Here is a 26976-nt window from a genome sequence, read left to right as displayed (position 1 = left end):
CTGGAGGGGCGCTGTGGGCCTGCGCGAGCTGATCACCGACGTCTGGAGCTGGCTGGACTACAAGCCAGCCTCGGCTGACCTGCGCCGACCGGGCCGAAACGCCTGGGCGGAGCTGACTTCCTCGTGGGTTCCCGACGAGGACCTGCGGCGTCTTGCCGCCTATCGGCTGCTGGCCGCTTACGACTCCAATCAGGCCGGCCAGGTAGCAGCAATGACCGTTGATGACGAGACGGGAACCGAGCAGAGGGAACTTGGCGACGCCTCAAAGTTGGTTGATACCGCGCTCGGCTACCTCCTCGGCTCCGAGCAGACCATCAGCGTCGCGGGCGCCGAGCACGCCGACGACGAGCCGACCTCCGAAGCAGCCGCGGCGCTGGCCGTGCAGGACAGGCTGCGGACCTGGGCGGAGAAGGAGCTGCTTCCGCTACGCATTCAGCAGGCCGAGCGCACTGCGATCCTTCTGGGCGACGCTGTCTACACGCTGGCTTGGGACCCCGGGAAGGGCCGTGTCCTGCTGCGCACGTGGGACCCGGGCCTGTACTTCCCGGAGTGGCCAGAGGACGGCGAGCAGGACGGGGCGGAGTTCCCGCTGCGTGTGCACCTGGCCTGGGAGCTGCCCGAGGACAAGCGGCGCGGCCTCAAGGCGAGGCTTCGGCGGGTCACCTACGAACTCGGCCCGATCAGCCCGGCCAGTCGGCGCCGCACGGCGAAGGACGGCAGTCCGTCCCGCGAGTATCTGTACGCCGACGACGGCCAACCGATCCTGGTCAATGGGGATGCGCTCAACGCCGACACGGGCGTCATCACGCGCACCTACCCGTGGGCACCCAACCGGTCGTCCCCGTGGACCTGCTACCTCACTGACGCGGAATGGGATCTGGACGACCTCAAGTACGCCGACCTCCTGTACGACCTGCCGATGCACAAGGTCAGATACCGGGTCCGCTCGGACGGCGAAATCCTCGACAGGCTCGACCTGATGGCGGACTTCATACCCGTCGTCCACGTCACCAACAGCATCCCCGCCAGCGGCGAGCACTGGGGCAAGCCCACCGTCGCCACTGTCCTCCAGGCTCTGGACGAACTGTCCGCCACCGACACCAGCAGCTCCGGTGCCTCGGCCACCACCGGCTCGCCGATCATCGGCCTGGCCGGGGCCCGCCTGCCCATTGACCGCGCTACCGGCCAGCCGCTGCCGGTGAAGGTCCGTCCCGGGACGGTATGGCAGCTCAACGACAACGGGCGCATGGACGTCCTGGACTCGTCGGCGCAGCTCGCCGAAGCGCGCCCGCGTCGACCACATACTCGATCGCATCGCTGCGAACAGTCGCCTCACCACCGCCGGCCTCGGCACCCTCGACCCGACCGCCCTGCCGTCCGGGTACGCGCTACAGCTCGCGCTTGGCCCGCTGGACTCGCTGGTTGCCGCCATGCGTCTGGCCCGCACCCACAAGTACGCTGTCCTGCTGCGAATGGTGCAGCGACTTCACCAAGCCGGGCAGGCCGAGGGCTGGCCCGCGGGGGAGTCCCTGCCCGCACGACTGATGTGGGGACCGCACACGCCGACCGACCGTGCCGCAGTCCTCGACGAGGTCGTCAAGGGCGTGGGTGCCCGGGTGCTGTCCGTGGAGACTGGAATCCGAATGCTGCAAGAAGCCGGGTATCCGATCGAGGACGCACAGAAGGAGATCGAACGTATCCAGGCCAGGGCCTTCGAGGAGGCGGCCAGGCTTGCCGACGCCACCGGCGACAACGCAGCTGTGCGCGCGTACCTCGGACTGCCTGATGCGGGCCCTGACGTCACCCGCGTGTCCCTGCTCCCAGGGGCGGCCGACTGATCTGGCCGAGGGGTGGAGGCGCCTTTAATTGCCTGGGATCCCAGTGCAGTTGGTGTCTAGTCTGCTGGCCATGCCCAAGAAGGCCATCCAGCCGGCGTACGACGAGCTGGCCGCGGCAGCGGTAGTCAATTCGGTGCTCGGAACCGAGACGCTCTCCTTCGATGACCAGAGCGAACCGGGGATGATCGACTTCATGCTGGGGAAGGCAGGCGCCTCAGCGGCGTCCGATGCGCTGGAGGTCTCCTCCACGTTGAACGGGAAGACCGTGGCAATGTGGAAGCAACTCAACCGCATCTACAACGGCGAACCCATCGAAGGCCTCGGGCGCGCCTGGGGTGTTCAGTTCCAGGACGGCGCGACCATCGGCAAGGGAGCGTCCGAGAGACTCATCGCTCTGCTGGCTGACCTTGAAGGTCGAGACGTCAAGAAGGTGAGCCAGAACTATTGGGAATACGACGAGGACTGGACTCACGGCGTCCCGACCGCGCAGCAGCGGCAGGATCTGGAATCACTTCGGGAGCTGGGGATCAACGTCGTGCATCAACTCGGGGCGTCCGAAGACATCGCTGGTCGCATCTACACGACCAGTGCCATGCCAACAGGAATCGCCCTTGCTACAGCCGACGCAGTGTCTCCCTATGTAGACGAGTTCCTGACCGGGCCCACCGGAAGGAACAAGATCGACAAGCTCAGGATTAAGGGCGCGGGCAAGAGGCAGCACCTATTCATCTGGTCGGACAGCTCACACACGAGCATTGGGGCGGCGCTGAAGCATGGCTTCATCCCAACAGATGCCCCGTCTGTCCCCGAGCACATTGACTACCTGTGGCTCGGGAGCTTCTTCAGCTTCGAGAATGTCTACACATGGCGCCGCTCGGAGGGGTGGCAGGTTTTGGATGTGGCGGCAGCGGTGTCTTCGGTCAAGGAGCCCAGCTGAAAGTAGCCATCTTGCGCACGTCGGGCTGGTCGGTACGCGTAACCCTCACCGAGCTCCAGAACAGACCAGAGCTCGATGCAACGTCGCAGCTCCGGCAGGCTTCGGTTCTGGGTAAGACTGGATGGAGCAAGCGCGGCTATGTCTGCCCTTGATCCAATGCAGGACGCTGTCTATCTCCTCGCGCGCAGGGATCAAGAACCGTCACCAGCCTGCGACACGACGAGTTCAATCTCAGTAACCGTCACCGGTCTTCGGTGACCTCGTCTCATGCCGTGTGGGCGGGGGCCAGGCTGAGCAGGCCGGCTCCGTAGGACTTTCCCCGTCCGATGCCGGCCAGGATGGCTTGGGAGAGCGTTGCTGAGTCGGTGATGGTGGCTGTGCCGTCGTAGCGGATGAGGCTGTGTCGCATGGTGGGTTTCTCGGTGCGGTGCTGGGACTGGGCGGGGCGTTGTGGGGTGGGGAGTGTGCTGTGGAGCTGCAGTCCGGCGCCTGCGGCGCGCTGGGTCCACCATTGGTCTGCTGCCGGACCGGAGAGGGGGATGATCTTGCCTCGCTGGTTTTGCAGTTCGAGCGGGAGGCGTTCTCGCTTCACGGGGTTGAGGGTGATGCGGTAGCGCACGGGAAGGCCTTCGCGGAGTGCCTGGAACATTCCGGACAGGTCCTTGACATGTGCTCGGCCGTAACCGTCGGGGAGTCGGCTGGGGTCGAGGGGGACGGTGGCTTGGACCAGGAGCTTGCTGGTGTGCTCAGTCTCCTCAAGGCGGAACAGCAGGCCGGTGGTGTGGCGCGGGTTGTCGCCGAGATGGTCGGGGACGAGTCGCATGAGGGTGCGGTGCATCTCGGCGGCATCCCGCAGGTCGCGCTGGACTGCTCGGCTTTGTGGGTTCAGATGGATCTGAGCGAGTGTGGCGGTGGGGGTCATGCCGCGTGCTCCAGGGCGTAGTCGATCAGCCGTTGCTGCATTTCGTCACGAGGCGGGCGCAGGGCTGAGGGAAGCTGTTCCACGGTCCGGATCAGGGTGCGTTTTCCGTAGCGGCGTTCGTGGGGGGCGAAGCTGATAGGGATGTCATTCACTGCAAACGTCTCTGACGCTGCGCGCGCGTTGCCGGGTTGGTGTTCCCACAGGAATTCCACTGGCAGGGTCCCCGTTGGCTGAGCTGCCGAAGAAGGGCTGCTGAGAGGGACTTTGGTGCGCAGTTCGGTGATCGGGTTGTCGACGTGGGCACGCAGCAGCAGGGGTTCGTCGGGCGGGCAGGCACGGCGCCCGAGGTAGGGGGCCCAGTGGGGTTCTCGCAGGGCGTGGGCGATGCGGGTGATGTCGTCGGGCGGGCCGTTGACGGCGATGACGAAGACGGCGTCGGCGAGGTAGTGGCGTCGGGTGATGACGGCATTGCCCTTGTGGGAGCCGCCTGCGGTGGCCACGGTCTGGTCTTTGGTGTTGCCGCCGCCGACGGTGTGGTAGTCGATGATCCGCGTGCCGGGTCGGTCGATGCGAACGATGAACTCGAGGGCCGCGTAGTGGTCTGGGCTGTGGTTGCGGGAGCGGCCTTCGGCGGCGGCGAACATGCCGATCAGGGCGGAGCGGGTGGGGAAGGCGGCGCTGTCACGCTCCGCGGCGAATGCTGACCGTTCGCCCCAGGACTGCAGGGGCCCGGCCAGGCGCAGGAGCATCGATGTCAACGCGTCTCCCCGGCTGCGGGCAGGGCAGCCGCGACAGCGGCGTCAATGAGGGCAGGGAAGGAGTCGTAGGAGGAGCCCAGCCCGTCGAGGGCGGTTTCGTCAATGCCGGCTTGGCCGTGGAAGGTCCGGTTTCGGTCGCCGGTGAGCCGGTTGATGTTCCGGGCGTAGGCGGCCATCGCCTGCCGGGAGGCGGCGGAGTGGCCGCCGTCGCGGCCGGCCGTGACGGGTGCTTCGAAAGCCGCCGCCAGTGAGATCGGCCTGCCGGTGCGCACTGCGGCGTAGGCAAGGTCGGGGATGGTGTGCGGGGCTGTGCTGTTCTTCTTGGCCTGCGGGAGGGACATGAGGAACTGGTCGGCGAAGGCGCCGAGCAGAGTCCGTGCCGTCTTGTCGTCGTCCTCGAGGTTGTTGAGGAGGTCGGTGATGTTGACCGAGGCGAAGCGGTAGAACACTCCGGCGCTGAACTCGCTGGTGTCCAGGTGCCCGCTGCCGGTCTCCGCTTCGCCGAGCCAGTCGTCAACGGCGGTGAAATAGTCGCGCTGTGGTTCGGAAGCGTGGGTGGTGAAGGCATGAGCGACCTGCGCGGCGCCGTCGACGTTCGCACCGGGGAGTTCGGCGAGCATGCGGCCCAGCAGGCTGATGGACGCGGTGCGCCGCTTGAGCGTCTCGGTGACGGCGTCGACCGGCAGCAACTGGCCGGGGGTTTTCTTCCCCAGCCCCTCCTCCAGGGCGGATCGGTGCTCGGTGCAGATCGCGACAAGCTCATCGATCGCGGTGTCGGGCAGGAACAGGAGGACGGACGTGTGACCCGCCAGCTCGGTCTTCAGCCCTTTCTTGCCGGCGCTCGCCGCGATCTTGGCTCCGGCGAACGCTGCAAGTTCGGTTGGCCACCCGGCCTTCTCCAGGGCTTCCTTGACCTTGACCGGGACGAGGCGGGTGCGGGCGGCGGTCTCACCGAGCTCCTGTTCCACGCCCTGGCGGATGACCCGCTTCCACGACTGGCTGGAGACCCGTACACGCTGGACGTTGCCGTAGCGCACGGTCTTGGGGGAGCCGAGGTCGTCGCGGTTGAGGTTGGCGGCGGGGATGCTCTGGATCGCGCTCATGTCCAGGAACAGGGAGCTCATGCGTTGTTCTCCTGCGGATTGGTCGTTGCGTCTTGGGTCGACAGGACACGGAAATAGGCTTCGAGCCAGCGGGTGGCGATCTGGTCCTGGTTGCGGTTCCACCAGGTGAGGTCCTCCAGCAGCACGGCCCAGTCGATGGGGACGCCGGAGGTGAGCAGGTGCCGGGTCAGGGCGGGGAGCCTGATGTGGATGGCGTCGCTGCTCTGCCGGGTGAGCAGGTGCAGCTCGCCTTCGGCGGAGTCGGGCTTGAGCGTGCCCTTGCGTACCGCGTTCGCCAGACTGGCCCCGAGGTTCGGGCGCTTCCACCATGTCGGCGACTGCGCCTGGTCTGCGGTGGCGTCGGCGTCGCGCGAGGCGCGGGGGCGGCCGGCGATCAGCGCGGCGATGGCGTAGTGGGCCCGCCGCGTGTCCCTGTGCTGCTGCTCGGGCAGATAGGGCACGAGGTAGCGGTGCAGGTAGTTGCACCGTTGGACCGGTCGGCCCAGTCCGCTGCGGAGGTCTGAGCGTGTCCTCTTGTTGTCGCAGAGCTTCAGGACATAGGTGACGTAGGCCTCGGAGCGGCGTTGGTCGGCTGCCTGCGGTTGATCTGTTGGCAGTCCGGTCATGAGAGTCCTCCGCTGATGATGGCGGGTGTCTGCTTCTGGGCGGGCACGGTGCTGTGGATGATTGCTCTGGCCCTGCTGCGGGCGCGGGCAGTGCGCAGGTCAGCCCGTGCAGCGCCCAGGGCGGCGTCGAGTGCCTCCAGTGCCGCGTCGGCCAGTAGCCGGTGGGGAGGCTCGTCGCAGCGTTCGGGGACGGCCAGGTCCCAGAAGATCCGTTCAGCCATCGGCCAGTAGGCGCGGGCTGCGGCCGCGGCCCACGGCCCGGGCTTCTTCGCATCGAGCTTCACCTTGGCCGAGGGGTCTGCGTTGGTATCGGTGGTGAGCTTCCATGCCAGCCGCGCGGCGAAGTGCAGCCGGTCTCCGATGTCGTCCGCGGCCTGCCGGCATCGGCCCAGATGCAGGGCCATGGCCGGCTCTGCCTCCTGAAGCCAGCGCAGCACGGGCGGGGTGGTGGCCTCGTACCAGCTGGTGTCCTTCTGCTGGCCGTCCTGGTGGAATCCGTAGGCCCGCACTTTCAGCGCGTTCAGGACGCTGCGAGGCACTTCGCCGGCGATGTCGTCGAAGACGGAGGGTCGCTGCGTGGCGGTGTTGCCGCTGAGCAGCAGAGCGTCGACGTCTCGCCACACCGCCCGCTGGCCGTCGGCCGGGCGCGCGTAGGGCTCGCCGCCTGCTTTCGGCATGTCGAGAATGACGTACGGATCCCGCGCGGACGGAGCCGGCTCGTGCGTGGACCACGTCACGTATGCGTCAGTGACGGTGGTGAAGTCGTTGGAGGGGACGAGGAGGACAGCGTGCCGGGCTCGCCCGGTCAGCACCCGCCCGGGCCACGTGACGGGCGGAAGAGGCCGCAGTGGATCGGGCAGTGCCTGCGTCTCCCAGGGGCATTGATCGGTCAGTTCGGTGTCTGTATCGAGCGGCCGGGGCACGCCAAGCAGCAGGGTGGTGAACAGTTGCGGCGCCCACGGGTGGAACGACACCGTTTTACGCAGCGGCCCCGCGTCGCCGTTGCCGGGTTTGACTTTCGTGATACGCCGCGGCGTGCACTGTCCGGCAGGTCCGTAGTACAGCTGCGCGATCAGATGCAGGACGGCGTCTTGCGCCGGGACCGGTACTGGATCCCCGTCTGTGAAGTGCCCGAATAGCACTGCGCCGTTCTCCCCGGTCGGGCGCCCCAGGACGAGCTTGTTCACCCCCGACGGATTTGGCTCCCCTTTCGCGCCCAAGCATTCGGCGTCCAGTCGCGGATCCTGCAGAAACGGCCGCCGCGCATCGAACAGATCCAGATGACCCGCCGGCACCTGGACGTCCAGGTACGTATCTACCATCGCCGGGTCGAATCGTCCCTGTTCCAGGATCTGTTGCCGCAGTTCGAACCAGCCATCGAGGTCTTCGGCCACGTCCGCGTCGCCCAGCTGCTGTCCGTCGACCTGTGCGATGCGAGACGCCATCGCGACCAGGATCCGCAGCAGTCCGGATGCTGCCGGCGGCACAGGTATCTCCAAGTCCCCGATCTCATGGGCCTGTTTGAATAGCTCGCGCAGCCCAACCCGCCTCACAGCTCCGCCGGTGGTTAACCGCACCGGGATCCACGGCTGGTCTCGCAAGTCAAAGCCCTCGTTCATCGGCTGCCCCCAAACGGCCAAGCCACAGGCACCATCGCCCGTCTGCACCCGACAGTGAAGCGCCACAGGCGCCGCACCGTCCCGAATTCTCCAAAGGTGGAAGGGGACCCGTGAGTTGCCCCCAACAGTCCCACTTCATGTGATAATGGCCCGACCGGCATTCCCGCCCTCGTGGGGGTGAACCCGTGGACGGGGACCCGTGAACCACGGCAGCAGCGCGCTCCCCGCCGAGGCGGGGGTGACCACGACGTGCGCACGCCGTCAGCCTCGCACCAGACCGAGATCCTCATCCAGCCGCAGAAACCACCGGCCGACCTGCACGGGCACCACCGCCCCCTTACGGACCGGCTGCCGCAACACGACCAGGTCCCCCAGCAAAGGGTGATCAATCCAGTCCTCCGGCGGCGCGTGCACATCGCCCGCCACGTCCTTGAACCACGAGGCCCGAACGGGAATCGTGCGCCGCATCACCGCACGCACCGCATCTGCTGCCAGCCGCCCGCCCTTCTCCGCGCGCGGGAGGACATTCAGCCCCTCCCGGTCCAGCGTCACCCGCCCGCCGGGCTGCTCGAAAACACACAGCAGACGCACGGAGTCAGAGCCCAGACGCGTCGCCGCCACCCACTCGTCCTCGGCCCCCTGCAGCTGGTGCAGGTCCTCCAGCCCCCGCACCCCGCGTCGGCTCGGAATGACCAGGGAATTCCCCACACTCTCCTGCGCCAGATTCTCGCCCGCATACGCGCTCCACGCCGCAGACTTCGCCGGATCCTCCCAGCTGAACCGGTCGCCGCGATCCCCATGCACCGCCTCCACCAGCCCCTGCACATCGCCAGGAACCGCCACCGGTTCTCTCCCGCGCTCCGCCAGCACGTGCGAGGTCTCCAGCAGCAGAAACTCCGCATACACGCTGCCCCACTGCCTCGGCACCGCCCCGCTCGCCGCGATCGGATCCAGCACCACTAGCTTCGGCTCCGATGCCCAGCGCGGCCGCTCCCGCCCGTCAGGACGCCCATGCGCGGCCCACCATGACTCATGCCGCCAACACCGCCCCGCCCGCTGCAGCAGCAACGCGAGCGGAGCCAGATCGCTGATCACCACGTCAGCATCCAGATCGAGAGACTGCTCCACCACCTGGGTCGCCACAGTGATCCGCCGCTCAGGACGCGGGCCCTCGCGCCCCATCCCCGCCGTGACCTCACCCGTCCGCCGCTCACGCTCATCCCCCGGAAAGCGCGCATGCAGCAGCTGAATGTCCCCCTCAGACCAGCCCCGCTTCGTCAGCCGCTCACGCAACCACACGAAGATCTCCTGCGCATCGCCGACTGTGTTGCACACCACCAGCGCGCAGCCCCGGTCCTGCACGAGCGGCTTCAACACCCGCTCCAGCACCGCCAGTCGCCCCCGCCCCGCTGCTGGCTGTTTGTGTTCCACGGGCTCCACCTGCACGCGCAACTCCATGCGCCGCTCCCCGGCCTGCGCACGCTGCCGCGTGGCAGAGATCTGTGAGACCTTGGCGCTCGTGGCATCGACATACAGCCACCCGGGATACGGAGCCTCGAACGACCTCTCCCGCAGATCGTTGCGGCGATGGCCGACACCCGCCAGATACTGCTTGATCAACCGGTTGCTCACAGACACAGGCAGCGTCGCGGACAACAACACCACCGGTGCCCCGAAAACGCCCAGCCAATGCAGCAACCGCCCCAGCAGCACCTGCATATACGGGTCATAGGCGTGCGCCTCGTCCACAATGAACGTCTTGCCCGACAACGCCAGCAGCCGCAACGCATTGTGCCGCACTGGCAGCACGCCCATCAGCGCCTGATCCAGCGTACCCACCGCGAACTGCGCCAGCAGCGGACGCTTCGCCCCCCGAAGCCACCGCTTCGGCCGCAACGAAGACTCCCCGGCCCTGGCCCCCTCATCGCACACCAAGACCGCAGCCCCCGCCTCCAGCGCCTCATCCGTATAAGCACGGCTCAGCCACGCCATACTGTGAGTCAGCGTCAGCCCGGCACCCTCGCCGCCCTGCCGCACGAGGGCCTTGGCCACCCGAGCATGCATCTGATCACTCGTCGCCATCGTCGGCAACAGAAAACCGAAACCCCGCGTCCCGCAGGCCGCCGACAGCACGCGCTCAGCCTCCAGCGCCGTCTCGGTCTTCCCGTCACCCGGCGCTGCCGTCACCAGCAAGATCCCGCCGCCACCGCCCCCTGACGCGACAGCGGTGGATAGCTCATCCATCACCGAACGCTGCAGCGCATTCGGACGCACCGAGATCCCGTATGCCTCCGCGAACCCCTGCCGTTCCAGCACCACCGAATCCAGCCCTGCCTCCGCGACCAAATCGGCTGCCTCCGCCAACGACTCCGCGAAGTGCGCCACCAAAGACGCAGCCATCCGCTGCTGCCGACGCCTAAGAAAATGCTCCTGGCTGACTAGCCAGTCCGCCAGAATCACTACACCCGTTACCAACAGGGCGGCCGGTGCATCGAACACCTCAGGCGCCTGCGGACGCCCAAGCGCCTCAAATACGGTGCGCGCGTGGGTCAGACGCTGCCCCGCCCACGACTCACCACCCAACAGGGCGCCATAAGCAGGGTTGTCCGCACGTATCCGGTCTAGGCGACAGAATCGGCCGTGATGCCCGCCGATCACCTGAGCCACTCGAGACACCACCCCACGCTTCGACCCGTCGTCATCAAAGCCCAGAGCAGCCAGCACCACCGGCGCCGCCTCCATGCCCGCCACATCGTGCCTAAGCGGCTCCACCCCGATCTTCCCCAGATCGGACATCAGCGCCTGACTCAGCCGGGTGCGCCCAAAGGCATCAGCGAGCTGAAAACCCGACACCTTCCCGAGATCATGCAGCCCCGCACACAGGCCCACCACCGCTCGCGCAGCCTCGTGGGCACTGCACAGACCAAGCCCCTCAGCGATACGCCGCCGCTGATTCCGCGACAGGTACTTATCCCAAAGAACCAGCGCCACAGCGGCCGCATCGAGAAGATGCCGCACCAGCGGATACGGCACATCCAGACCTCGCGACTTGCCCCATAACGACTCATCAACGTCGTCGACACGCTCTCGACTCAAGGCGTTTGCCCTCCCTCGCCATGGACCAGCCCCCGGATCCAAGCAGACGCCACTGACAACGGGCGCCCCAGACGCTGTGTAGCGTTGAGGCATGACTGCCAGAGACAGCGTCCCCGCAAAGGTCAAGAACACGCAAAGGGCACACTGAAGCGCAGGTCAGGAAGGGTCCTTCCCGCCGATGCGGGGGTGTTCCGCCAGCGCACCCGCCCGCCGCGCCTGGGAACAAGTCCTTCCCGCCGATGCGGGGGTGTTCCGGCGATCGGATTCGTCCGCCCCTCCGTCTCTAGGTCCTTCCCGCCGATGCGGGGGTGTTCCGTCCGTGGACTTCCCCGGGCACGGCCGTCGCTGGTCCTTCCCGCCGATGCGGGGGTGTTCCGCCCAACGCCGGGCGGCTCCTGGCGCTCCTGGAGTCCTTCCCGCCGATGCGGGGGTGTTCCAGGTGGTGCAGACCCATGGCGCGGAGGATTAGCGTCCTTCCCGCCGATGCGGGGGTGTTCCGCGAGTCCGCCAAAGCACGCTGCGCATGATCCGGTCCTTCCCGCCGATGCGGGGGTGTTCCGACGGCGCAGGCGAGGCCGTTCACGCAGAACAGGTCCTTCCCGCCGATGCGGGGGTGTTCCGAACCCGCAGCCGCTGCAGCCCGCCCCGGAATCGTCCTTCCCGCCGATGCGGGGGTGTTCCGACGACGGTGTCGTAGTAGCCGCCCCCGATGCGGTCCTTCCCGCCGATGCGGGGGTGTTCCGGCTTTGCAGGCCAGCCAGAGGCAGGACGTCGGGTCCTTCCCGCCGATGCAGGGGTGTTCCGGTGTCGCGCACGACGGCGAGTTCGGGCTTGCAGTCCTTCCCGCCGATGCGGGGGTGTTCCGGCACCAGCCGTAGCCATGCCTACCGCGACGCCGTCCTTCCAGCCGATGCGGGGGTGTTCTGACCGGCACCAAGCCCGCGCGGATCCGGAAGGGGTCCTCCCCGCGGATGCGGGGGTGTTCCGTTTTCGCCAAGACTGTGTGCGAATATGCGGGAGTCCTTCTCGCCGATGCGGGGGTGTTCCGTCGACAGATAGCGCCGACCACGCGCTGGTCGCGTCCTCCCCGCCGATGCGGGGGTGTTCCGTGGACGTAGTTGGTGGCGGCAGCAGCCCAGGTGTCCTTCCCGCCGATGCGGGGGTGTTCCGACGCTCGCCTCCGTCACGGTGACCGTCAACGGGCCTTCCCGTCGATGCGGGGGTGTTCCGTCCGCGACGGAACGGCTCCTGCTCCTCGCCGAGTCCTTCCTGCCGATGCGGGGGTGTTCCGAACACCCAGAAGACGATCGACCCGGACAAGGCGTCCTTGCCGCCGATGCGGGGGTGTTCCGTCGGCGGGACAAGCGGATCGAGCGACTGATCCGGTCCTTCCCGCAGATGCGGGGGTGTTCCGCTGGCGAACGACGCCGTCACCGCCGCGAAGATGTCCTTCCCGCCGATGCGGGGGTGTTCCGTTCACAGCCGCCCCTATATGCACAGGAGCTCCGTCCTTCCCGCCGGTGCGGGGGTGTTCCGACTTCTACGGCGAAGAACGCCGGTCCGCGACCGTCCTTCCCGCCGATGCGGGGGTGTTTCTTGGCCCAGGGCGTGGGCACCGGCCTGGGCCCTAACTAGCCGTCCAGTTGGCGCGCGCTCGCGCTCAAGCCTGCGAGGTCGGAAACTGCCCGAACAGGAAACGACCCGGTCCGGCTGGGTCGCTACACTGATCATCGGCGCGGGGGCGCTGGAGACCTGTGGATGGTTCACGCATGACGCGCCCCTCGCTCCCCAACCCGTTCGCACCTGTCGGGTACCGCCGTGACGGGCGTCCGATCTACCCGATCCTCGGTGCCTCGCCAGAAGACGAATCAAACCACCCTGGTAGTGACGGCGGTTCCCCGAGCGGCACCGTCACGCAGGAGGACCTGTCCCGGCTGCTGGCTCGAGAGAAGACCCAGGGCGGCCGGGCTGCCGTGAAGAAGCTCCTCGGTGACCTGGGCTTCGACAACTCCGAGGCGCTCATCGAGTTCATCACCACCAAGCGCGACGCCGAACAGGCCGCACTCTCGGAGGTCGAGCGCCGGGAGCAGGCTGCCGAGGACAAGCTTCGGGCAGCAGAGGAGCGCGAGGCTCAGGCCACTGCCCGTGAACGCACTGCCGTCCGCCGCGCCGCGCTCGCCGGGCTCGGAGCATCCGGTGATGACCTCGACGATGCGTCGCTGCTCATCGACCGCACACTGGCCGAACAGCCCGGCGCTGACGAGGACGCAATCACCACCGCCGCGGGGCAGTTGAAGGAGCGCAGGCCCGAGCTGTTCGGGCAGACCCGGGAGTCAGTCCCGCCCGCACCGGGCGGGTCTCCCGCCGGCGGTCCGCCGTCGCGAGCCGGGGTTCCGCCGAAGCCCGGCGCGGCAGGTTTGGAAATGGCCCGCAGACGGGGCTTCGTCACCGACTGAGCGACTAGCTGCAAACGACGTCATGGCGCAGGCCATGACCCCACCGGCGGGATTGCCGGACATGGGGACCACGCCCCTCATACCTCCCCGTGGACGGCACCACCGCTCGGTGAGTGCGCGAATCCGATTCGCTTCACGTCCACGGGAGGACGGCTGTGACACTCCAGCCCATCACCACGTCGACGTCGTACACCGCTGACCGGGCCTGGCTCGCGGCACTGCACGGCACCGACTCCACCGAGACCGTCACGCTCGACGTCTCCAAGCTCAACGCCGGACACACCCAGGCGTCCACGGACACCGCCCAGCCGTACAGCCGGGTCCTGTCCGGCGTACCGGTCGGCAAGATCACCGCTTCCGGTCTCTACGGCTCGTTCGACCCGGCCGCGAGCGACGGTCGACAGACCTTCGCCGGTCTCGTCTTCGCCGAGACGCTGTTCGCGCCGACTGCGACGAAGGTACCCGCAGCTCTGCTGTGGCATGGCGTTGTTGTCGCCGCGAAGGTGCCCGGCGGCATCGACACCACCAAGGTCGCCCCGTCGGTGACCGGCCCCCAGATCCGGTTCGTGTGAGGGGCGGCCAGAGATGACTATCCAGGACTTGATCAAGAACGTTGCCGCCCGCGACCTGACGACCTTCGCCCGCGCCATCCCTTCGCAGAAGGACCACCTGCTCACCCGAGACGGCGGGATCATCCCGACGCTGGAGCAGGACGAGGTGAAGTGGCGGGTCAAGGACAACGGCCGGTACGTCAACGTCGCCAAGTACCGGGCGTTCGATGCCTCGGTGCCGTTCGCCAGCCGCGAGGCGTGGCAGACCACCCGCGAGGGGATGCTTCCGCCGCTCGGCCAGAAGTTGCTGGTCGGCGAGCAGGAGCAGATCCTGCTGGAGGCATCCCGCGGTGCGGACGAGGACCGGCTCGTCGAGCTGCTGTACGACGACACCGAGCGGCACGTCGAGGCCATCCGTTCCCGCGTCGAACTTGCGTGGGGCGACGTCCTCATCGACGGCAAGTTCTCCCTGAACGCGGAGAATGGGCTGACGATTGAAGTCGACTGGGGCGTGCCAGCGGGCAACATGCCGACAGCGCCCAAGCTGTGGTCCGACCCCACCTCGGACCCGATCAAGGACGAGCTGGCGTGGATTCAGTACCTCGATGACCGGGGCGCTCCGGCACCCGACATGGTGGTGACCAGCCGCAAGGCGTTCAGCTTTCTGGCTGCCAACAACGCCTACCGGGCGGCCTACTACGGCAGTGTGAACCCGTCGAACACGCCGACCGCGACGCTCACCCCGCAGCAGATCAACGTGGTGCGCGACAACTACGGCCTGCCGCCGGTCACTTTCTACAAGGGACAGGTGCGGGTCGACGGCGTGCAGACGAAGGTGCTGCCGGAGGACCGGTGGATCATGCTGCCGCCGGACCGTACGAAGTGGGGACAGACCATCTTCGGTGTGACCGCTGAGGGTCTGGCTCTCTCGCGCGGCACGAACCCGGAAATCACCAAGGAGGACCGTCCCGGGATCATCATCACCCGCGGTGCTCAGGATGACCCGGTGCAGATCTGGACCAAGGGCGCGGCGGTCGGCATGCCGGTGCTGCACACGCCGGACGCCCATCTTGTGGCGAAGGTGATCTGATGGCCCGCCTCGCCACCGCCGTTCATCTTCAGCATCCCGTCACGCGGGAGTGGGTCGTCCTGCAGCCGGGAGACGAGCCGGGTCCGGAGCTGGCGGCCGAGATCACCAACCCTGATGCCTGGGAGGACGGCGAACTGCCGGACGCCTCGGATGTAGGGGACGAGGAGCCGCCAGCGGTCGGGTTCACCGGTTTGGGGGCGCCGGAGACTGCCTTGGAGCCGGAGCCGGAGCCGGAGCCGGAGCCGGAGCCGGAGCCGGAGCCAGCCGCGCCCAGGCGGCGCAGGAAGACCGCCGCCGCCGGCTCCTAAGGGCACACGACTACTCGCCCGCCCACGCCCACACCTGGCGTGGGCGGCTGAGGCCATTCAGCGGGAGTACTGATGGACCCGATCCTTCTGGCCTGGCTGCGGGCGCAGCTCGGCACCACGACCGATGAACAGGAACTCGTCTCCCGATACGCTCGCCTCGCCCGAGGCCGTGCCGTTGTCGCCGAGGTTCTGGCCGAGCGCCGCGCCAAGCTCCTCGCCGAGCCGCTGCGCATGACGGTCGACGGCGTAGTCACCATTGACCAGAGCAACAACCTCGCGGGCCTGGAACGCCAGATCGCCGGACTGGCCGAGCTGGTCGCACCGGACGACCCGGCAGCAGGCGAAGCGGGCGTCGACCTGGTGACTGCTCCGCTCCTTCCCGCCCGCCGCGCACGGTAGGCCGGCATGCCGTACGAATGGCCACCGCTGGTGCCCGGCGACCCGGACGAGGTCGCGCGCCGGGTCGCGACGGTACTCGAGGAAGCGTGGCAGCGCCTCGCTGACAAACAGCGTGCCGTGATTGCCCAGTTCGCCGACAACCCGAGGACGCCGCACACCGCGGCAACACTGGAAGAATTCAAACAGGCGATCCGATCCTTCAGCGGGCGCGTCGACCGGGAGGCCCGGCAGTTCGTCCAGCGGCAGCTTCCTCGCCTGTACGAGGATGGCGCACGTGCGGCCGCCGATGCCCTGGGCGTGACCTTCAGATGGACCACGTTCCACCGGGACGCCCTCGAGTCGCTCGCGGCCGACTCCTACGCCGACTTCCTGCGCCGCTCCTAGGAAGCCGAGCGGATGGCGAGCCAGTTCTACCGGGCGGCGCGCGAGGCCGCCCGTCGAGAGGTTCCGCTGCTTGCGGCGGGCAACATGACGGCGAAGCAGGCAGCGAAGAACCTCGCGGACAGACTCGCCGCCAACCACAAGCTGACCCACGTCATCTACCGCAACGGTGCTCGGGTGCCGGTCCGAGCCTGGGCCGAGGCCGCCGCCCTCAGCAAGTCGGCCGTCGCCTACAACGCGGGAACCCTCAACCGGACCCGCCAGGCTGGCGTCACGATGGTCGAGGTCTTCGACGGTTTCGACTGCGGCTGGACCTCGCACCAGGACCCGGACAAGGCCAACCGGACACTGCGCAGCGTGGAAGATGCGGCGGAGTGGCCGATCAGCCACCCGCGGTGTCGCAGGGCCTTCGGCCCTAGACCTGAAGGGAACAGCGACTATGCGGCGAGCTGACCGAGCAGAGCGTCGAGCTGGCGCGCGGTGTCTTCAGGATCAGTGTGGTGGATCGTCATGATTCCCAAGGCCTCCGCTGGCGGCAGATTCTGGGCATGGTCGTCGACGAAGACGCATTCGGGTCCTGCCAGCCCCAGGGCGTCCAGGGTGCGCTGGTAGATGACTGGGGACGGTTTCCTGACCTGCTCGAGTTCGGAGAGGATCACCGCGTCGAAGCCATTAAGCATGCCCAGCTCCGCGTACGGGTTGAACGGCTCCAAGCCGAAGCTGTTCGACAGCATGGCGACCTTGATACCAGCTTCTCGGGCGCGTTGGACGGCGTCGACGATGACAGTCTCGGGTCGCAGATTGGCGAGGGCGCGACGCATCAGATCGGTGGGGTCGATGCCCAGGATCTTCCCGATGACCTCGTTCCACTGCTCCTGAGTCGCCCTGCCAACTTCCAGGTCAGCGTAGACGCGTACGCCCTCGGGGTTCTCGTTGAGCGCGGCGAAGTACGCGCCAGGTTCGAGCCCTTCGGACTTCTCGAAGGCTTGTCCGTTGAGCCTCATCCGGGTGGTGAGTACACCGCCGAAGTCGAGGATCAATCCGCGATAGGACAAGACGGCTCCTTGCTTGACGTGCGGGGATACAGGGCCAGTCCCCCGCCGAGGGGGCGGGGGACCGCTGAGTGCCCTCCCGTAGGAGAGGACTCCAGTATTGCGCCTCGCGGCCACCGGCAGGCATACGCTCTATGACAGTGCCCTGTCCGCGTGCACAGAGAGGTCAACCCGTGCCGCTTCAACAGCAGTTCACAATCGGCGAGCGCATCAGGTACTACCGGGAGCAGCGTGGGTTGTCCCAGAAGGCGTTTGCCGAGCTCACTGGCCATAAAGAGAACTGGGCTTACAAAGTCGAGCACGACCAGTTGCCCATCGACAAGCTGTCCACGCTCATTACGGTTGCCCGGGTTCTGCGCGTCAAGGATCTCGCGGACTTGACCGGTGGGTATCTGTCCGGCACGGCCTTGGGACCGGACCTCGAGCACGAGCAGGTGCCCGAGATTCGCCGTGCACTGTCCCTCCCGTCCTCCATGCTGCCGCTGTCCGTGGGTCCAGTCTCCATCGAGGCCCTGACCGAATCGATTACTGGCGCCTGGCAGGTGTACGAAACACAGGCGGAGGACCGGTATTCGGTCGTGGGGCAGAGCCTTCCTCAACTGCTGCGCATGGGTCATGCGGCTCTGCGCGACGCGGAGGGTTCAGATGACGAGTCGACCGCGCTCCGCCAGCTCATCAGCCTGTACGGGTTGCACCAGATCTGGCTTCGCAGGGTCGGCGAGCCAACGCTGGCTCGCATCGCAGCCGACCGCGGACTGGCTCTCGCCGACAACGCCGGCGACCCCGCGCTCCTGGCTGCCGCCGCGTGGAATCTCTCCTGCGTGCTGACTTCCGCTGGTGACGTGGAGGACAGCGTAGAACTCGCCCGGCAGACGATCGCCAATTGCAAGCCGGGCGAGGATGCGAGCCCGGGGCATCTTTCGGCGTACGGGGCACTGCACCTGCAGGCGGCCGTGGCCGCGGTTCGAGCCAACCAGGGTCCAGTCGCTTGGGATCTGTTCCGTGGTGCGGAGCGGCTCGCCGCGAGGCTCGGAGCGGACCGAAACGACTGGCACACGTGTTTCGGACCGACCAACACCGCGATGCACAGCGTCCATCTCACGGCGGAGGAAGGGGACACCAGCGAGGCGCTCCGCCTGGCGGACAGCGTCAATGTCCCCGACGCGATGCCGCTGGAGCGTCGTTCGAGGTACCTGATCGAGCTGATGAACTGCAACCGCATCCAGCGGGACGACTACGCGACCGTCTACATGCTGAAGAGGCTCACTGAGCAGTCGCCGGAGGAGATCACCTTCTCCCCGCTCGTCCGAGAGGCAGTCACTGACCTGTTGAAGCGCGAGAGGCCCACATTCCGTGACGACCTGCGACAGGTCGCCAAACATATCGGCATTGCCGCTTAGTGACGGAATGGACCCTTACCGTGAGGCAGCCCTGATTTCCTGGAAGGGTTGTCTCACGTAAGTCTCTCTACGTTTAGGCCTCATGACGACACGTCACGTAGAGAACGCTTCAACCGCCTTACCCAACTGGCGGATTCAGCGCACCCCCGACACGGACGTTCGCCTCACCCATGCTGGCCGCGTCGCACTCCCGCTGTCCCTGTTCCAGGACACCGACCACCGCGCCGATGTGTCGCTCGTCATGACGGCGGAGGAAGCCGAATCCCTCCACAGCGAACTGGGCTGCCTGCTGTACCCGCAGGTTGAGGGAGAGGCATCATGACCCCGCCTCGGCGCACCCCTGCTCAGCGCATCCGGCGTCTCGCGCTCTCGGATGCAGCCAACGCACCGATGCCGCCTCACCTGATCACGATGCCGAACAAGTCCTGGCACGGACCGGTGCTCGGCTGGGTGATCCCCGCCGAGTTACCAGAGCACGACACCGGGGGAGGCGCTCCGCAATGACGACGCGCTCCACCGAACGCCTTGCGGAGCTGTGCACCAGTAGCGCGGCGGAGGCTGTGCCCACCGTTCTCGACGACCTGTCCGTGACCATCGAACGCGCGTCCCCGCCGGAGGGTGCGGACGTGGCGGCGTCCGCCGGCGTCTGGGTGGGACGCCTGCGCCGGATCGGCACCGCGAAGCTCAATCACTGGGGTCTCTCAGCCCTCGTCGACAACGCACAGCTTCTGATCAGCGAACTCGTCACGAACGCCCTGGTGCACGGCACCGGGCACCAAATCGTGTTCCGGTTCATCGTCGGCACGGATGTGGTGGTGCTGGAGGTGGACGACGGCTCGGCCGGTCGGCCGCGGATCCGAGAGGCGGGACTTGCCGAGGAGAGCGGCCGCGGCATGCTCCTCGTCGCCGCCATCGCGGCCTCTTGGGGTGTCAGCGAGGACGAGACGAGGACCTGGTGCACCCTGACGACGCCCACCGTGGCGACGAGGAGGGGCTGATGACCGCCCCCGTGATCGAGACTCCAGTGGCCGCCGATCCGGCCCCCTCGCCTGGCAGACGGTTCTCGGACGACGTCGGCACACACACCCGGGTGCTGGCCAGACTCAGGGAGTACGCCCTTGAGGACTCAGCGGAACTTCCATTGCTGGATGGCGTCTTCGACGATCTCGAATCCGTGCTCGGCGAGCATGCCGACCTGACAGCAAGCGAGATCACGGAGCTCACTCCTCGTCTGCACAGCGCGTTTCGCCGGATCGTCGGAATGGCAGTGCAGTCCAACGGGGGAGTGCCCCCCGACACGAATCGCATGTGCCAGCACCGGCCGCCTTGCCTGTCCGTGGATGCCCTGGAAGCCGTGCACGTTGTAGCCCAGAGCGGTCCAGGCTCGGGCCGCGGCCAAACAGACGGCCGCTCGGCGAACCGGCGCTTCGGGCCCGGCTCATCGGGCGGCGCTCATCCCCTGCCTGAGATAGGCGGTTCGGCTCCGTCCGGGAGCTGAGCATGGCACCTCGGGCAGGTGGCCAAGAATCTTCGACGGCTGTAGTCGCCTGGCTACGCTCCGGACGAAGATGCTTGGCCGACCATCAGCGCCAACATTCCTACGAATTAAGGGAGTTCGCATGAGCCCTAGCATCACGCACACCACGAAGGCGAGCCCGGCGAGCGCGGGCACGACCGCATCGGATGGCTTCGATCTCGACGTCACCCTGGTCGAGGTTGCCGACGTCGCCGGTCTGATCAGCCTGACGGACGACGGCTGCGGCGAGACCTGCGGCGCCTGCACCACCAACGTGGCCTGACCTAAGGCGCACGTCATTCCAGGCCGGTGTCTTCGCGACTCACAGGGCGAAGGCACCGGCCGCCCGCCTGGACCACGGAGGTTGTTTGTGATGGCTTCGAGCACCGCGTTCCGCGCCGGGAAGACCGCTCTCCTCCGTGCGGTCGCTCGGCCGGAACTTCCCGTCGTTCCGTGTCCTGACCTCGATGACCCGTCCCCGCGTGGCACGGCCGCCCGGCTCGCATGGTTACGGGAGGTTTGGGCCGAGGACGACGTTGCCGAAGCCCTGGAGCACGCCAGCCCTGACCTCGCCTCCCAGGTGCGGGCCTTGTGCTCATCCGGCACCCCGGACGCGCGCCATGTGCGCCGCGCAGTCGCCTCTGTGGTCCGCTACCTGTTGCGCGCTGAGCATCGGGCCACTCCCTTCGGCCTGTTCGCCGGCGTGGCCTTAGCCACCCTCGGGCGACGGGCGCGTACGACATGGGGCTCGGATCACGCGGTCATCGGCCGGGCGAGCGCGGAATGGCTGACGTCGGTTGTCGAGCGACTGGAGTCGTGCCCCGAACTGCTGCAGCACCTTCTAGTGGCGGTCAACAACACGGTCGTGAGACGCGGTGATCGGCTCATCGTGCCGTACAAGTCCGACACCCAAAGTGACCGCAGGCGCGCGGTCGAGACATCCATTGGTCTGACCGAGCCGGTGCGGGTGGTCCTGGATGCGACCGGGGCACCGATCCGCGCCGGTGTCCTCGCTGACAGGGTCGGGGAAGGCGCAACGGCTCGTGCAGGAGTTGATCCGGCACCAGATATTGATCACCAGTCTGCACGCACCGAGCACCGAGAGAGACGCCTTGGAATACCTGCTGGGCCAGCTAGACGCCGTGGACGCCGACACCTTTGCTCCGCTCGCCGATGTGGTCCGTGAACTTCGCGCTGTGCAGGTCGACTTGCGCGGCTGTGGCTCCCGCAGCGGCCGGACCCGCGCCGCCTCGCGGATGCGGGCTCTGGTCCCGGGGCTGCGTCGCCACCCCCTCGCTCTCGACCTGCGTCTGGATGCCCGGGTCGAACTGCCCGAGGAGGTCGCCCACGAGATCGAGCGCGCTGCCTACGTCCTCACCCGGGTCAGCGCCCTCCCGTACGGGGCTGCGGCATGGAAGGCTTACCAGCGGCGGTTCTACGAGCGGTACGGCATCGGCACGATGGTGCCGCTCAACGAAGTCATCGCGGACAGCGGCACCGGTTTCCCCGACGGGTATCCGGGCGCCCCGGCCGACGTGCGTCGCCCACGTCTCTCCGTGCGGGACGACACCTTGGTGCGGCTGGCGCAGGCCGCTGGCCTCGACGGCCGCGACGAGGTAGTCCTCACCGACGAGCTGATCGCCGCGATGGACGTGGGGCCCGAGCATCCAAGGGTGCCGCCGCACCTAGAGGTTGGCGTCCGGGTGCACGCCGCCAGCGCCGAGGAGCTGCACCGCGGGCGGTTCCGGCTGGAGGTCGTGAGCGTGTCCCGCGGCGTCGGCGTCACCACAGGCCGGTTCCTCAGCGTGCTGCACCCCAAGGACCGCGAGAATCTGTCCGTGGAGCTGGCCGACCTGCCGGCCGCAGATGCCGGCACCGTCCCCGCCCAGTTGTCCTTCCCGCCGCTGCTGCCCACGAGCGCCCACGTCACTCGCGCTCCCCAGGTTCTGACCACCGTGATCAGTGTGCAAGAGCACCGCGCCACAGGCGGCGACGTGCTCACACCCGACGACCTGGCGGTGGCATGCGACGGTCGCCGCATGTATCTGGCTGCGCCCGAGCGCGGGCACCGGATCGAGGCCGTGGGGATGCACGCGCTGAACCTCAAGGAGCACACCCCGCCGTTAGTCCGGTTCCTCACCGAGCTGTCCCGCGCTCAGTGCGCGCAGGTCACGTTGTTCGACTGGGGCGCCGCAAACGCGATGCCGTTCCTGCCCCGGCTGCGCTACGGGCGCATGGTGCTGGCTCCTGCACGGTGGCGGCTGGATGCGGCCGAGCTGCCGAGCCGCGACTGCTCCCGGGCCGACTGGGAGACGGCTCTTGACGAGTGGCGGAGCCTGCGGCGGATGCCGCGGCGGGTCTACCTGGCCGAGGACGATCGTCGCCTGCTCCTCGACCTCGACCAGGCCGGACCCCGAACCCTGCTCCGCCAGCACCTGAACCGCGCCCGCTTGGCCGTCCTCGTCGAAGCCCCGGAAGCCGACGCGTACGGCTGGTGCGACGGCCACGCGCATGAGGTCGTCGTACCGCTCAAGGCGACGCGGCCACCAGCGTGGCCGACCCTACCGACCCCCGCGCCGGCCCGCACCTTCTCCCCAGCGCAGATCCAGACTCCCGGTGATTCGCCCCTGCTGCTGGCCACCTTGTACGGCGACCTGCGCCGCCAGGACACCCTGCTCACCCAGTATTTGCCGGACCTGCTGGATCGACTCGGCGGTCCGCCGTGGTGGTTCATCCGCTTCCGCGACCCCCACCAGCACCTGCGGGTACGCATCGCCCTGCCCGATCCCGAAGCCTTCGCAGAGACCGCCCGCACGATCAGCACCTGGGCCGACGAGCTGCGCACCGCTGGACTGCTGTCGGATATGCGCTTTCCCACCTCGTACCGCGAGATGGGCCGTTGGGGATCCGGCGCCGCCTGGGACGCCGCCGAGGAAGTGTTCCGTGCGGACTCGCGCGCCGTCGTCACCCAGCTCTCCCAGCCCCAGCGTCCGCACCAGCGCGCGCTGGTGGCCGCGCACACCATCGCCACCGCAACTGCGTTCCTCGGCAGCACCGAAGCGGGCATGCGCTGGCTGATCGACCACATTCCCCCCACCGCGCCCGCGCCGGTGCTGCGTCCGCAGTTCACCGAGACCGTACGGCTGGCCGACCCATCCGACGGCTGGGCGGCACTGCGCGACGTGCCAGGTGGACAGACCATCGTGGAGGCGTGGACCGATCGCGACGCGGCACTCGCCGCCTACCGACCCCACCTACCCGGCCCGGACACCGAGGGCATCCGCCTGGACGACGTTCTCTCCTCGCTGCTGCACGTCCACTTCGTACGGCACGTCGCGGTCGACTTCCCCGAGGAAGAGGTCTGCCTCTACCTCACGCGCGCCGCCGCTCTGGCCTGGATGTCCCGGAGGACACGGTGACCCACCCTCTCGCGCTCAAGGTGGCGGACGCCGTCGCCGACCTCCTAGCCGACCCCGACACCGCCGCTGTGAGTCCTCGCACGACCACCACGCACCGGCAGCAACTCGCGTACGGGCCAACGGGGATCGCGCTGCTGCACATCGAGCGGGCCGCGGCCGACCTGTGCTCGTGGCAGCGGGCCCATGACTGGCTCGCCGCCGCCGCGGGGCACCCGTTTACTAGCGGCCCCGACAGCCACCCTTCTACGGTGCTGCCCGCCCTCGCGCACGCCTTGGGCTGTGCCGCCGACCACCTGCCCGGCGCCTATCAGCGCGCCCGGGACACCCTGGACCGGCAGATGGCCGCGGACGTGCGCCGCCGCCTCGCAGCTGCGCATCGCCGCATTGACGCCGGGCACCTGCCGGAACTCGCCGAGTTCGACACGATCCGGGGCCTGGCGGGCTACGGCGCTTACTTCCTGCGCCACGACCCGACCGGCACCGATGTTCGCGCCATCCTCGACTACTGCGTACGCCTCACCGAACCGGCTGCCCACGAAGGCGAGGCCCTGCCGGGCTGGTGGACGCCGACCGGACCCTCCGGTCGCCCCGACGACCGTTGTCCGGGCGGGCACGCCAACAGCGGCATGGCGCACGGCATCGGCGGTGTGCTCGCGCTGCTGGCCCTAGCCGCTCGGCACGGCATTGCCGTCGGCGGGCACCGCGAGGCCCTCCGCGTGATCCTGGCGTGGCTGGACCGCTGGCAGGAGGAGACCGGCCGCGGCCTTGCCTGGCCGTACTGGGTAACGCGATACGAGCTGCGCATCGGCCGCATCGCCCCACCCGAGCCACGGCGGCCGTCATGGTGCTACGGCACCGTCGGCCTCGCCCGCGCCCAGCAACTCGCAGCCATCGCCCTCGGCGACATCGACCGTCAGGTCGAAGCTGAGAACGCGCTCGTGGCTGCCCTCACCGACCCCGCGCAGCTCAAAGGCACTACGGACAACGGCCTGTGCCACGGCTACACCGGTCTCGCCCACGTCGCGGCCCGGACTGCCGACGACGCGCACCCCTCGATCGCCGGCCAGCTCCGTGCGGCCATCCCCTCCCTCCTGACCACGGTCTGCCCGCCAGGCACCGACCCGGAAGACGTGGCCACGGCAGTCGTGCAGGACGAGGATGCGGGGCCGGGCTTCCTGAACGGCGCGGCGGGTATGGCTCTGGCGCTCCTGGCTCCTGCCACCGCCAGCCCGCCCCTATCCGCCTGGGATGCCTGCCTGCTCATCGCCTGACCCACCGACCGAAGGACCCCGTCATGCCCCTGGACCGTTGGCACCAGTACAACGTCGCCTTCGCTGACCGCGAGTCCGGCAAGCGCGCCATCACCGAACGCCTCGGCCCCACCCTGGTCGCGGCCGAGGAAGACGGGCAGTTGAACGGCTGGTGGTTCATGAACAAGCAGCCCTGGCCGCTGCGGTACCGGGCCGCCGAACCGTCCCCGCTGGTCGAGTCCTTGTTGAGCGATCTTGTCGAAGACGGCACGGTTCGGTCGTGGGTTCCTGGCATCTACGAGCCGGAGACCACTGCCTTCGGCGGTACGAAGGCCATGGACGCCGCCCACGACCTATTCCACGAGGACAGTCGTCACCTGCTCACCTATCAGCCGGGCCCTGGGCGGCTGGGCGGCCGCCGGGAGACTGCCGTCCTTTTGATCAGTGCCATGATGCGGGCCGCCAATCTGGACTGGTTCGAGCAGGGCGACGTGTGGACGAAGGCCGCCGCACTCCGACCGGCGACCGATGCCCTCGCTCCCGAGCGGGCCGCCGCCTTGGTCCGGGCGATGCAGAAGTTGATGACCGTCGACACTCGCAGCCTGTGCCGCCCGAACGGGCCGCTCGACGGGCAGACCGAGTGGGTGGCCGCCTTCGAGCGGGCCGGTACGACGCTCGCCTACCTCGTCGCCGCGGGCGGGCTCACGCGCGGCCTGCGAGCCGTCATCGCCCACCACGTGATCTTCCACGCCAACCGCGCAGGTCTCCCATCGGACGACCAAAGCGCCCTGTTCAACACCGCACGAGAGGCAGTCATGGGATCGAGTGACAACACCGCGTCGTCCGCCGAGGGCACGCCCGAAACCACTAGCGTCAAGGCGGTGAATAGCGACACGATCGCCACCTCCCAGGCCGAGGCCTTACGGCTCCGCAACGGCCTAGTCGACAAGATCCGCGAATCCGGGTACGCCCGCACTCCCGCTGTCGAGACCGCGCTGCGCACATTGCCCCGCCACCTGTTCCTGCCCGACGCTTCTCTCGAAGACGCCTACGCCAACGTGCCGGTGAACATCAAGTACGACACCGACGGCACGTCGATCTCCTGCGCCTCCCAGCCCGGAGTCGTCGCCCTCATGCTGGACCAATTGGAGGCCCAGCCCGGTGAACGCATTCTCGAACTCGGTGCCGGCACCGGCTACAACGCTGCGCTGCTCGCCTACCTGGTCGGCGGGACCGGTCACGTCACCACGATCGACGTCGACGACGACCTGGTGGAAGGCGCCCGCGCGCACCTCGCCGCCGCCGGGTTCACCAACGTGGAGGCCCTGACCCGTGACGGGGCCGTCGGCCACGCCGAAGGCTCCCCGTATCACCGGATCATCGCCACCGTCGGCGCACACGGTGTCCCTCACGGCTGGATGCAGCAACTCGCCCCCGGCGGACGACTCGTGGTCCCCCAGCGCCTCAAGGGCAGCGTGTCCCGCTCCATCGCCTACGAGCAGCGCGACGGCCGCTGGAGGAGCGTCAGCAGCAAGATGAACACCTTCATGCCGCTGCGAAGGGGCATCGCCGACGACGACCGCCGCGTCATCCCGCTCAGCACGGACGGCTCCGTACGGCTCCAGGCCCCCGCGGGGCAGCAAATCGACGCCGAGGCCGTGGCCGGAGTGCTGGAGCAGCCGCGCACCGAGGAGTGGACCGGCATGATGGTCCGCGCCATGGAGAGCCCTGAGTGGATGGAGCTGTTTGTCTCCTGCAGTCTGCCTTCCGGCCTGATCAGGATGCTCTTCCCCAAGGAAGCCAAGGGCACGGTTCTCACCGAAGACCCCTATCCCTCCTCAACTGCCGCCGTCGACAAGGGCGCCGTCACCTACCTCGCCCGCCGTCTCTCGGAGAAAAAGACCGCGGAGGGCGGCAAGCTCTGGGAGTTCGGCGTCATCGGTCATGGCCCCGGCAGTGACGAGCTCGCCGCGAAGGTCGCGGACGCCATTCGCACGTGGGACCGCGAGTACCGCGGTCGTGAGGCGACATTCGAGATCCGACCCCTCGACGCCCCTGCGATCGAGCAGCGCCCCAGCCTCTTTGCCCTCGATACCCCGCTGAACCGCATCATCGTCGACTGGCGCTGATGCCAGCAGAGATGTGAAGCAGGTGGTGGCCCTAGGGGGGGCCCCCGGGGCACCCCCGTTCGTTACCCAAAAAACGCCCCCCATTAGGCCCATGGGGGCACAATGGAACCCACCGGCCCATATCAA

Annotated in this window: 23 protein-coding genes, 1 pseudogene and 1 CRISPR repeat array; of the genes and pseudogenes, 17 read left to right on the top strand and 7 right to left on the bottom strand. The window is 68.1% G+C overall.

All coding sequences use genetic code 11. The annotated features are described in order from the left end of the window. Positions 1-13 precede the first annotated feature (13 nt). Together ACH4YL_RS38240 and ACH4YL_RS38235 are read left to right on the top strand one after the other, a co-directional pair. Complete coding sequence (locus ACH4YL_RS38240) at positions 14-1786, top strand: hypothetical protein (RefSeq protein ID WP_398512145.1); 1773 nt, start codon at positions 14-16, stop codon at positions 1784-1786. Positions 1787-1908: 122 nt separating this feature from the next. Beyond that, entirely contained in the window at positions 1909-2775 is an 867-nt protein-coding gene (locus ACH4YL_RS38235) for a hypothetical protein (RefSeq protein WP_398512144.1), read from the top strand. Positions 2776-3040: 265 nt separating this feature from the next. Here the strand turns inward: ACH4YL_RS38235 and cas6e are convergent, their stop codons facing one another. The 6 genes from cas6e to cas3 all read right to left on the bottom strand — a co-directional run bounded on the left by cas6e (position 3041) and on the right by cas3 (position 10899). Continuing rightward, positions 3041-3697, bottom strand: coding sequence for a type I-E CRISPR-associated protein Cas6/Cse3/CasE (cas6e, locus tag ACH4YL_RS38230; RefSeq protein ID WP_398512143.1), 657 nt, complete (start codon positions 3695-3697; stop codon positions 3041-3043). Beyond that, a complete protein-coding gene (gene cas5e, locus ACH4YL_RS38225) occupies positions 3694-4446 on the bottom strand; it encodes a type I-E CRISPR-associated protein Cas5/CasD (RefSeq protein ID WP_398512142.1) in 753 nt (250 codons plus the stop codon). Before cas5e ends, cas6e begins: the two co-directional genes overlap by 4 nt. 5 nt (positions 4447-4451) lie before the next feature. Further along, positions 4452-5579 carry a type I-E CRISPR-associated protein Cas7/Cse4/CasC gene (gene cas7e / locus ACH4YL_RS38220; RefSeq protein WP_398512141.1) on the bottom strand — a complete coding sequence of 376 codons (1128 nt, stop codon included), beginning with the start codon at positions 5577-5579 and terminating at the stop codon, positions 4452-4454. Beyond that, positions 5576-6184, bottom strand: a complete 609-nt coding sequence (gene casB, locus ACH4YL_RS38215) for a type I-E CRISPR-associated protein Cse2/CasB (RefSeq protein ID WP_398512140.1) — start codon at positions 6182-6184, stop codon at positions 5576-5578. The genes cas7e and casB overlap by 4 nt, the downstream gene beginning before the upstream one ends. Beyond that, on the bottom strand, positions 6181-7803 hold the full coding sequence (gene casA, locus ACH4YL_RS38210; RefSeq protein ID WP_398512139.1) for a type I-E CRISPR-associated protein Cse1/CasA: 1623 nt from the start codon (positions 7801-7803) through the stop codon (positions 6181-6183). The genes casB and casA overlap by 4 nt, the downstream gene beginning before the upstream one ends. A 261-nt stretch (positions 7804-8064) precedes the next feature. Beyond that, a complete protein-coding gene (cas3, locus tag ACH4YL_RS38205) occupies positions 8065-10899 on the bottom strand; it encodes a CRISPR-associated helicase Cas3' (RefSeq protein ID WP_398512138.1) in 2835 nt (944 codons plus the stop codon). A 165-nt stretch (positions 10900-11064) separates the two neighbouring features. Beyond that, positions 11065-12496: direct repeats of the CRISPR family, unit length 28 nt; unit sequence GTCCTTCCCGCCGATGCGGGGGTGTTCC. Between the two features lie 172 nt (positions 12497-12668). On the opposite strand from cas3, the gene ACH4YL_RS38200 reads away from it, so the two are divergent. From ACH4YL_RS38200 to ACH4YL_RS38170, 7 genes are all read left to right on the top strand, one after another. Beyond that, entirely contained in the window at positions 12669-13355 is a 687-nt protein-coding gene (locus ACH4YL_RS38200; protein ID WP_398512137.1) for a hypothetical protein, read from the top strand. Between the two features lie 155 nt (positions 13356-13510). Further along, the gene (locus tag ACH4YL_RS38195; RefSeq protein ID WP_398512136.1) at positions 13511-13927 is read left to right on the top strand and encodes a head decoration protein; all 417 of its coding nucleotides are present in this window, start codon (positions 13511-13513) and stop codon (positions 13925-13927) included. Between the two features lie 13 nt (positions 13928-13940). Beyond that, positions 13941-14996: a major capsid protein gene (locus tag ACH4YL_RS38190; RefSeq protein ID WP_398512135.1), complete on the top strand. Its 1056-nt coding sequence runs from the start codon at positions 13941-13943 to the stop codon at positions 14994-14996. Then, positions 14996-15304, top strand: a complete 309-nt coding sequence (locus tag ACH4YL_RS38185) for a hypothetical protein (protein WP_398512134.1) — start codon at positions 14996-14998, stop codon at positions 15302-15304. The genes ACH4YL_RS38190 and ACH4YL_RS38185 overlap by 1 nt, the downstream gene beginning before the upstream one ends. Before the next feature lie 72 nt (positions 15305-15376). Next, positions 15377-15703, top strand: coding sequence for a hypothetical protein (locus ACH4YL_RS38180; protein ID WP_398512133.1), 327 nt, complete (start codon positions 15377-15379; stop codon positions 15701-15703). Between the two features lie 6 nt (positions 15704-15709). Then, positions 15710-16087, top strand: a complete 378-nt coding sequence (locus ACH4YL_RS38175; protein ID WP_398512132.1) for a hypothetical protein — start codon at positions 15710-15712, stop codon at positions 16085-16087. A 12-nt stretch (positions 16088-16099) separates the two neighbouring features. Next, positions 16100-16537 (top strand): hypothetical protein, encoded by a 438-nt coding sequence (locus ACH4YL_RS38170; protein ID WP_398512131.1) that lies wholly within the window; start codon positions 16100-16102, stop codon positions 16535-16537. Here ACH4YL_RS38170 and ACH4YL_RS38165 read toward each other — a convergent pair. Then, positions 16522-17124, bottom strand: a complete 603-nt coding sequence (locus ACH4YL_RS38165; protein WP_398512130.1) for an HAD family hydrolase — start codon at positions 17122-17124, stop codon at positions 16522-16524. The two genes, ACH4YL_RS38170 and ACH4YL_RS38165, sit on opposite strands and share 16 nt — an antisense overlap. A 185-nt stretch (positions 17125-17309) precedes the next feature. Here ACH4YL_RS38165 and ACH4YL_RS38160 point away from each other — a divergent pair, with 185 nt between their 5' ends. From ACH4YL_RS38160 to fxlM, 8 genes and pseudogenes are all read left to right on the top strand, one after another. Next, entirely contained in the window at positions 17310-18536 is a 1227-nt protein-coding gene (locus tag ACH4YL_RS38160; protein WP_398512129.1) for a helix-turn-helix domain-containing protein, read from the top strand. 82 nt (positions 18537-18618) lie between these two features. Continuing rightward, on the top strand, positions 18619-18858 hold the full coding sequence (locus tag ACH4YL_RS38155; RefSeq protein ID WP_398512128.1) for a hypothetical protein: 240 nt from the start codon (positions 18619-18621) through the stop codon (positions 18856-18858). Between the two features lie 178 nt (positions 18859-19036). After that, a complete protein-coding gene (locus tag ACH4YL_RS38150) occupies positions 19037-19534 on the top strand; it encodes an ATP-binding protein (RefSeq protein WP_398512127.1) in 498 nt (165 codons plus the stop codon). Next, a complete protein-coding gene (locus ACH4YL_RS38145) occupies positions 19534-20034 on the top strand; it encodes a hypothetical protein (protein ID WP_398512126.1) in 501 nt (166 codons plus the stop codon). The genes ACH4YL_RS38150 and ACH4YL_RS38145 overlap by 1 nt, the downstream gene beginning before the upstream one ends. 121 nt (positions 20035-20155) lie before the next feature. Next, positions 20156-20335, top strand: a complete 180-nt coding sequence (locus ACH4YL_RS38140) for an FxLD family lanthipeptide (RefSeq protein ID WP_398512125.1) — start codon at positions 20156-20158, stop codon at positions 20333-20335. 90 nt (positions 20336-20425) lie between these two features. Further along, positions 20426-23471: pseudogene (locus tag ACH4YL_RS38135) on the top strand (lantibiotic dehydratase). Next, positions 23468-24742: a lanthionine synthetase C family protein gene (locus tag ACH4YL_RS38130; protein WP_398512124.1), complete on the top strand. Its 1275-nt coding sequence runs from the start codon at positions 23468-23470 to the stop codon at positions 24740-24742. Before ACH4YL_RS38135 ends, ACH4YL_RS38130 begins: the two are co-directional and overlap by 4 nt. A gap of 23 nt (positions 24743-24765) precedes the next feature. Then, complete coding sequence (gene fxlM, locus ACH4YL_RS38125) at positions 24766-26850, top strand: methyltransferase, FxLD system (RefSeq protein WP_398512123.1); 2085 nt, start codon at positions 24766-24768, stop codon at positions 26848-26850. Positions 26851-26976 lie beyond the last annotated feature (126 nt).

The sequence above is a fragment of the Streptomyces sp. NPDC020681 genome, from assembly GCF_044334895.1.
GTDB lineage: Bacteria > Actinomycetota > Actinomycetes > Streptomycetales > Streptomycetaceae > Streptomyces.
The sequence above is the reverse complement of the archived record's forward strand: the minus strand, read 5'-3'. Positions and strand labels throughout refer to the sequence as shown.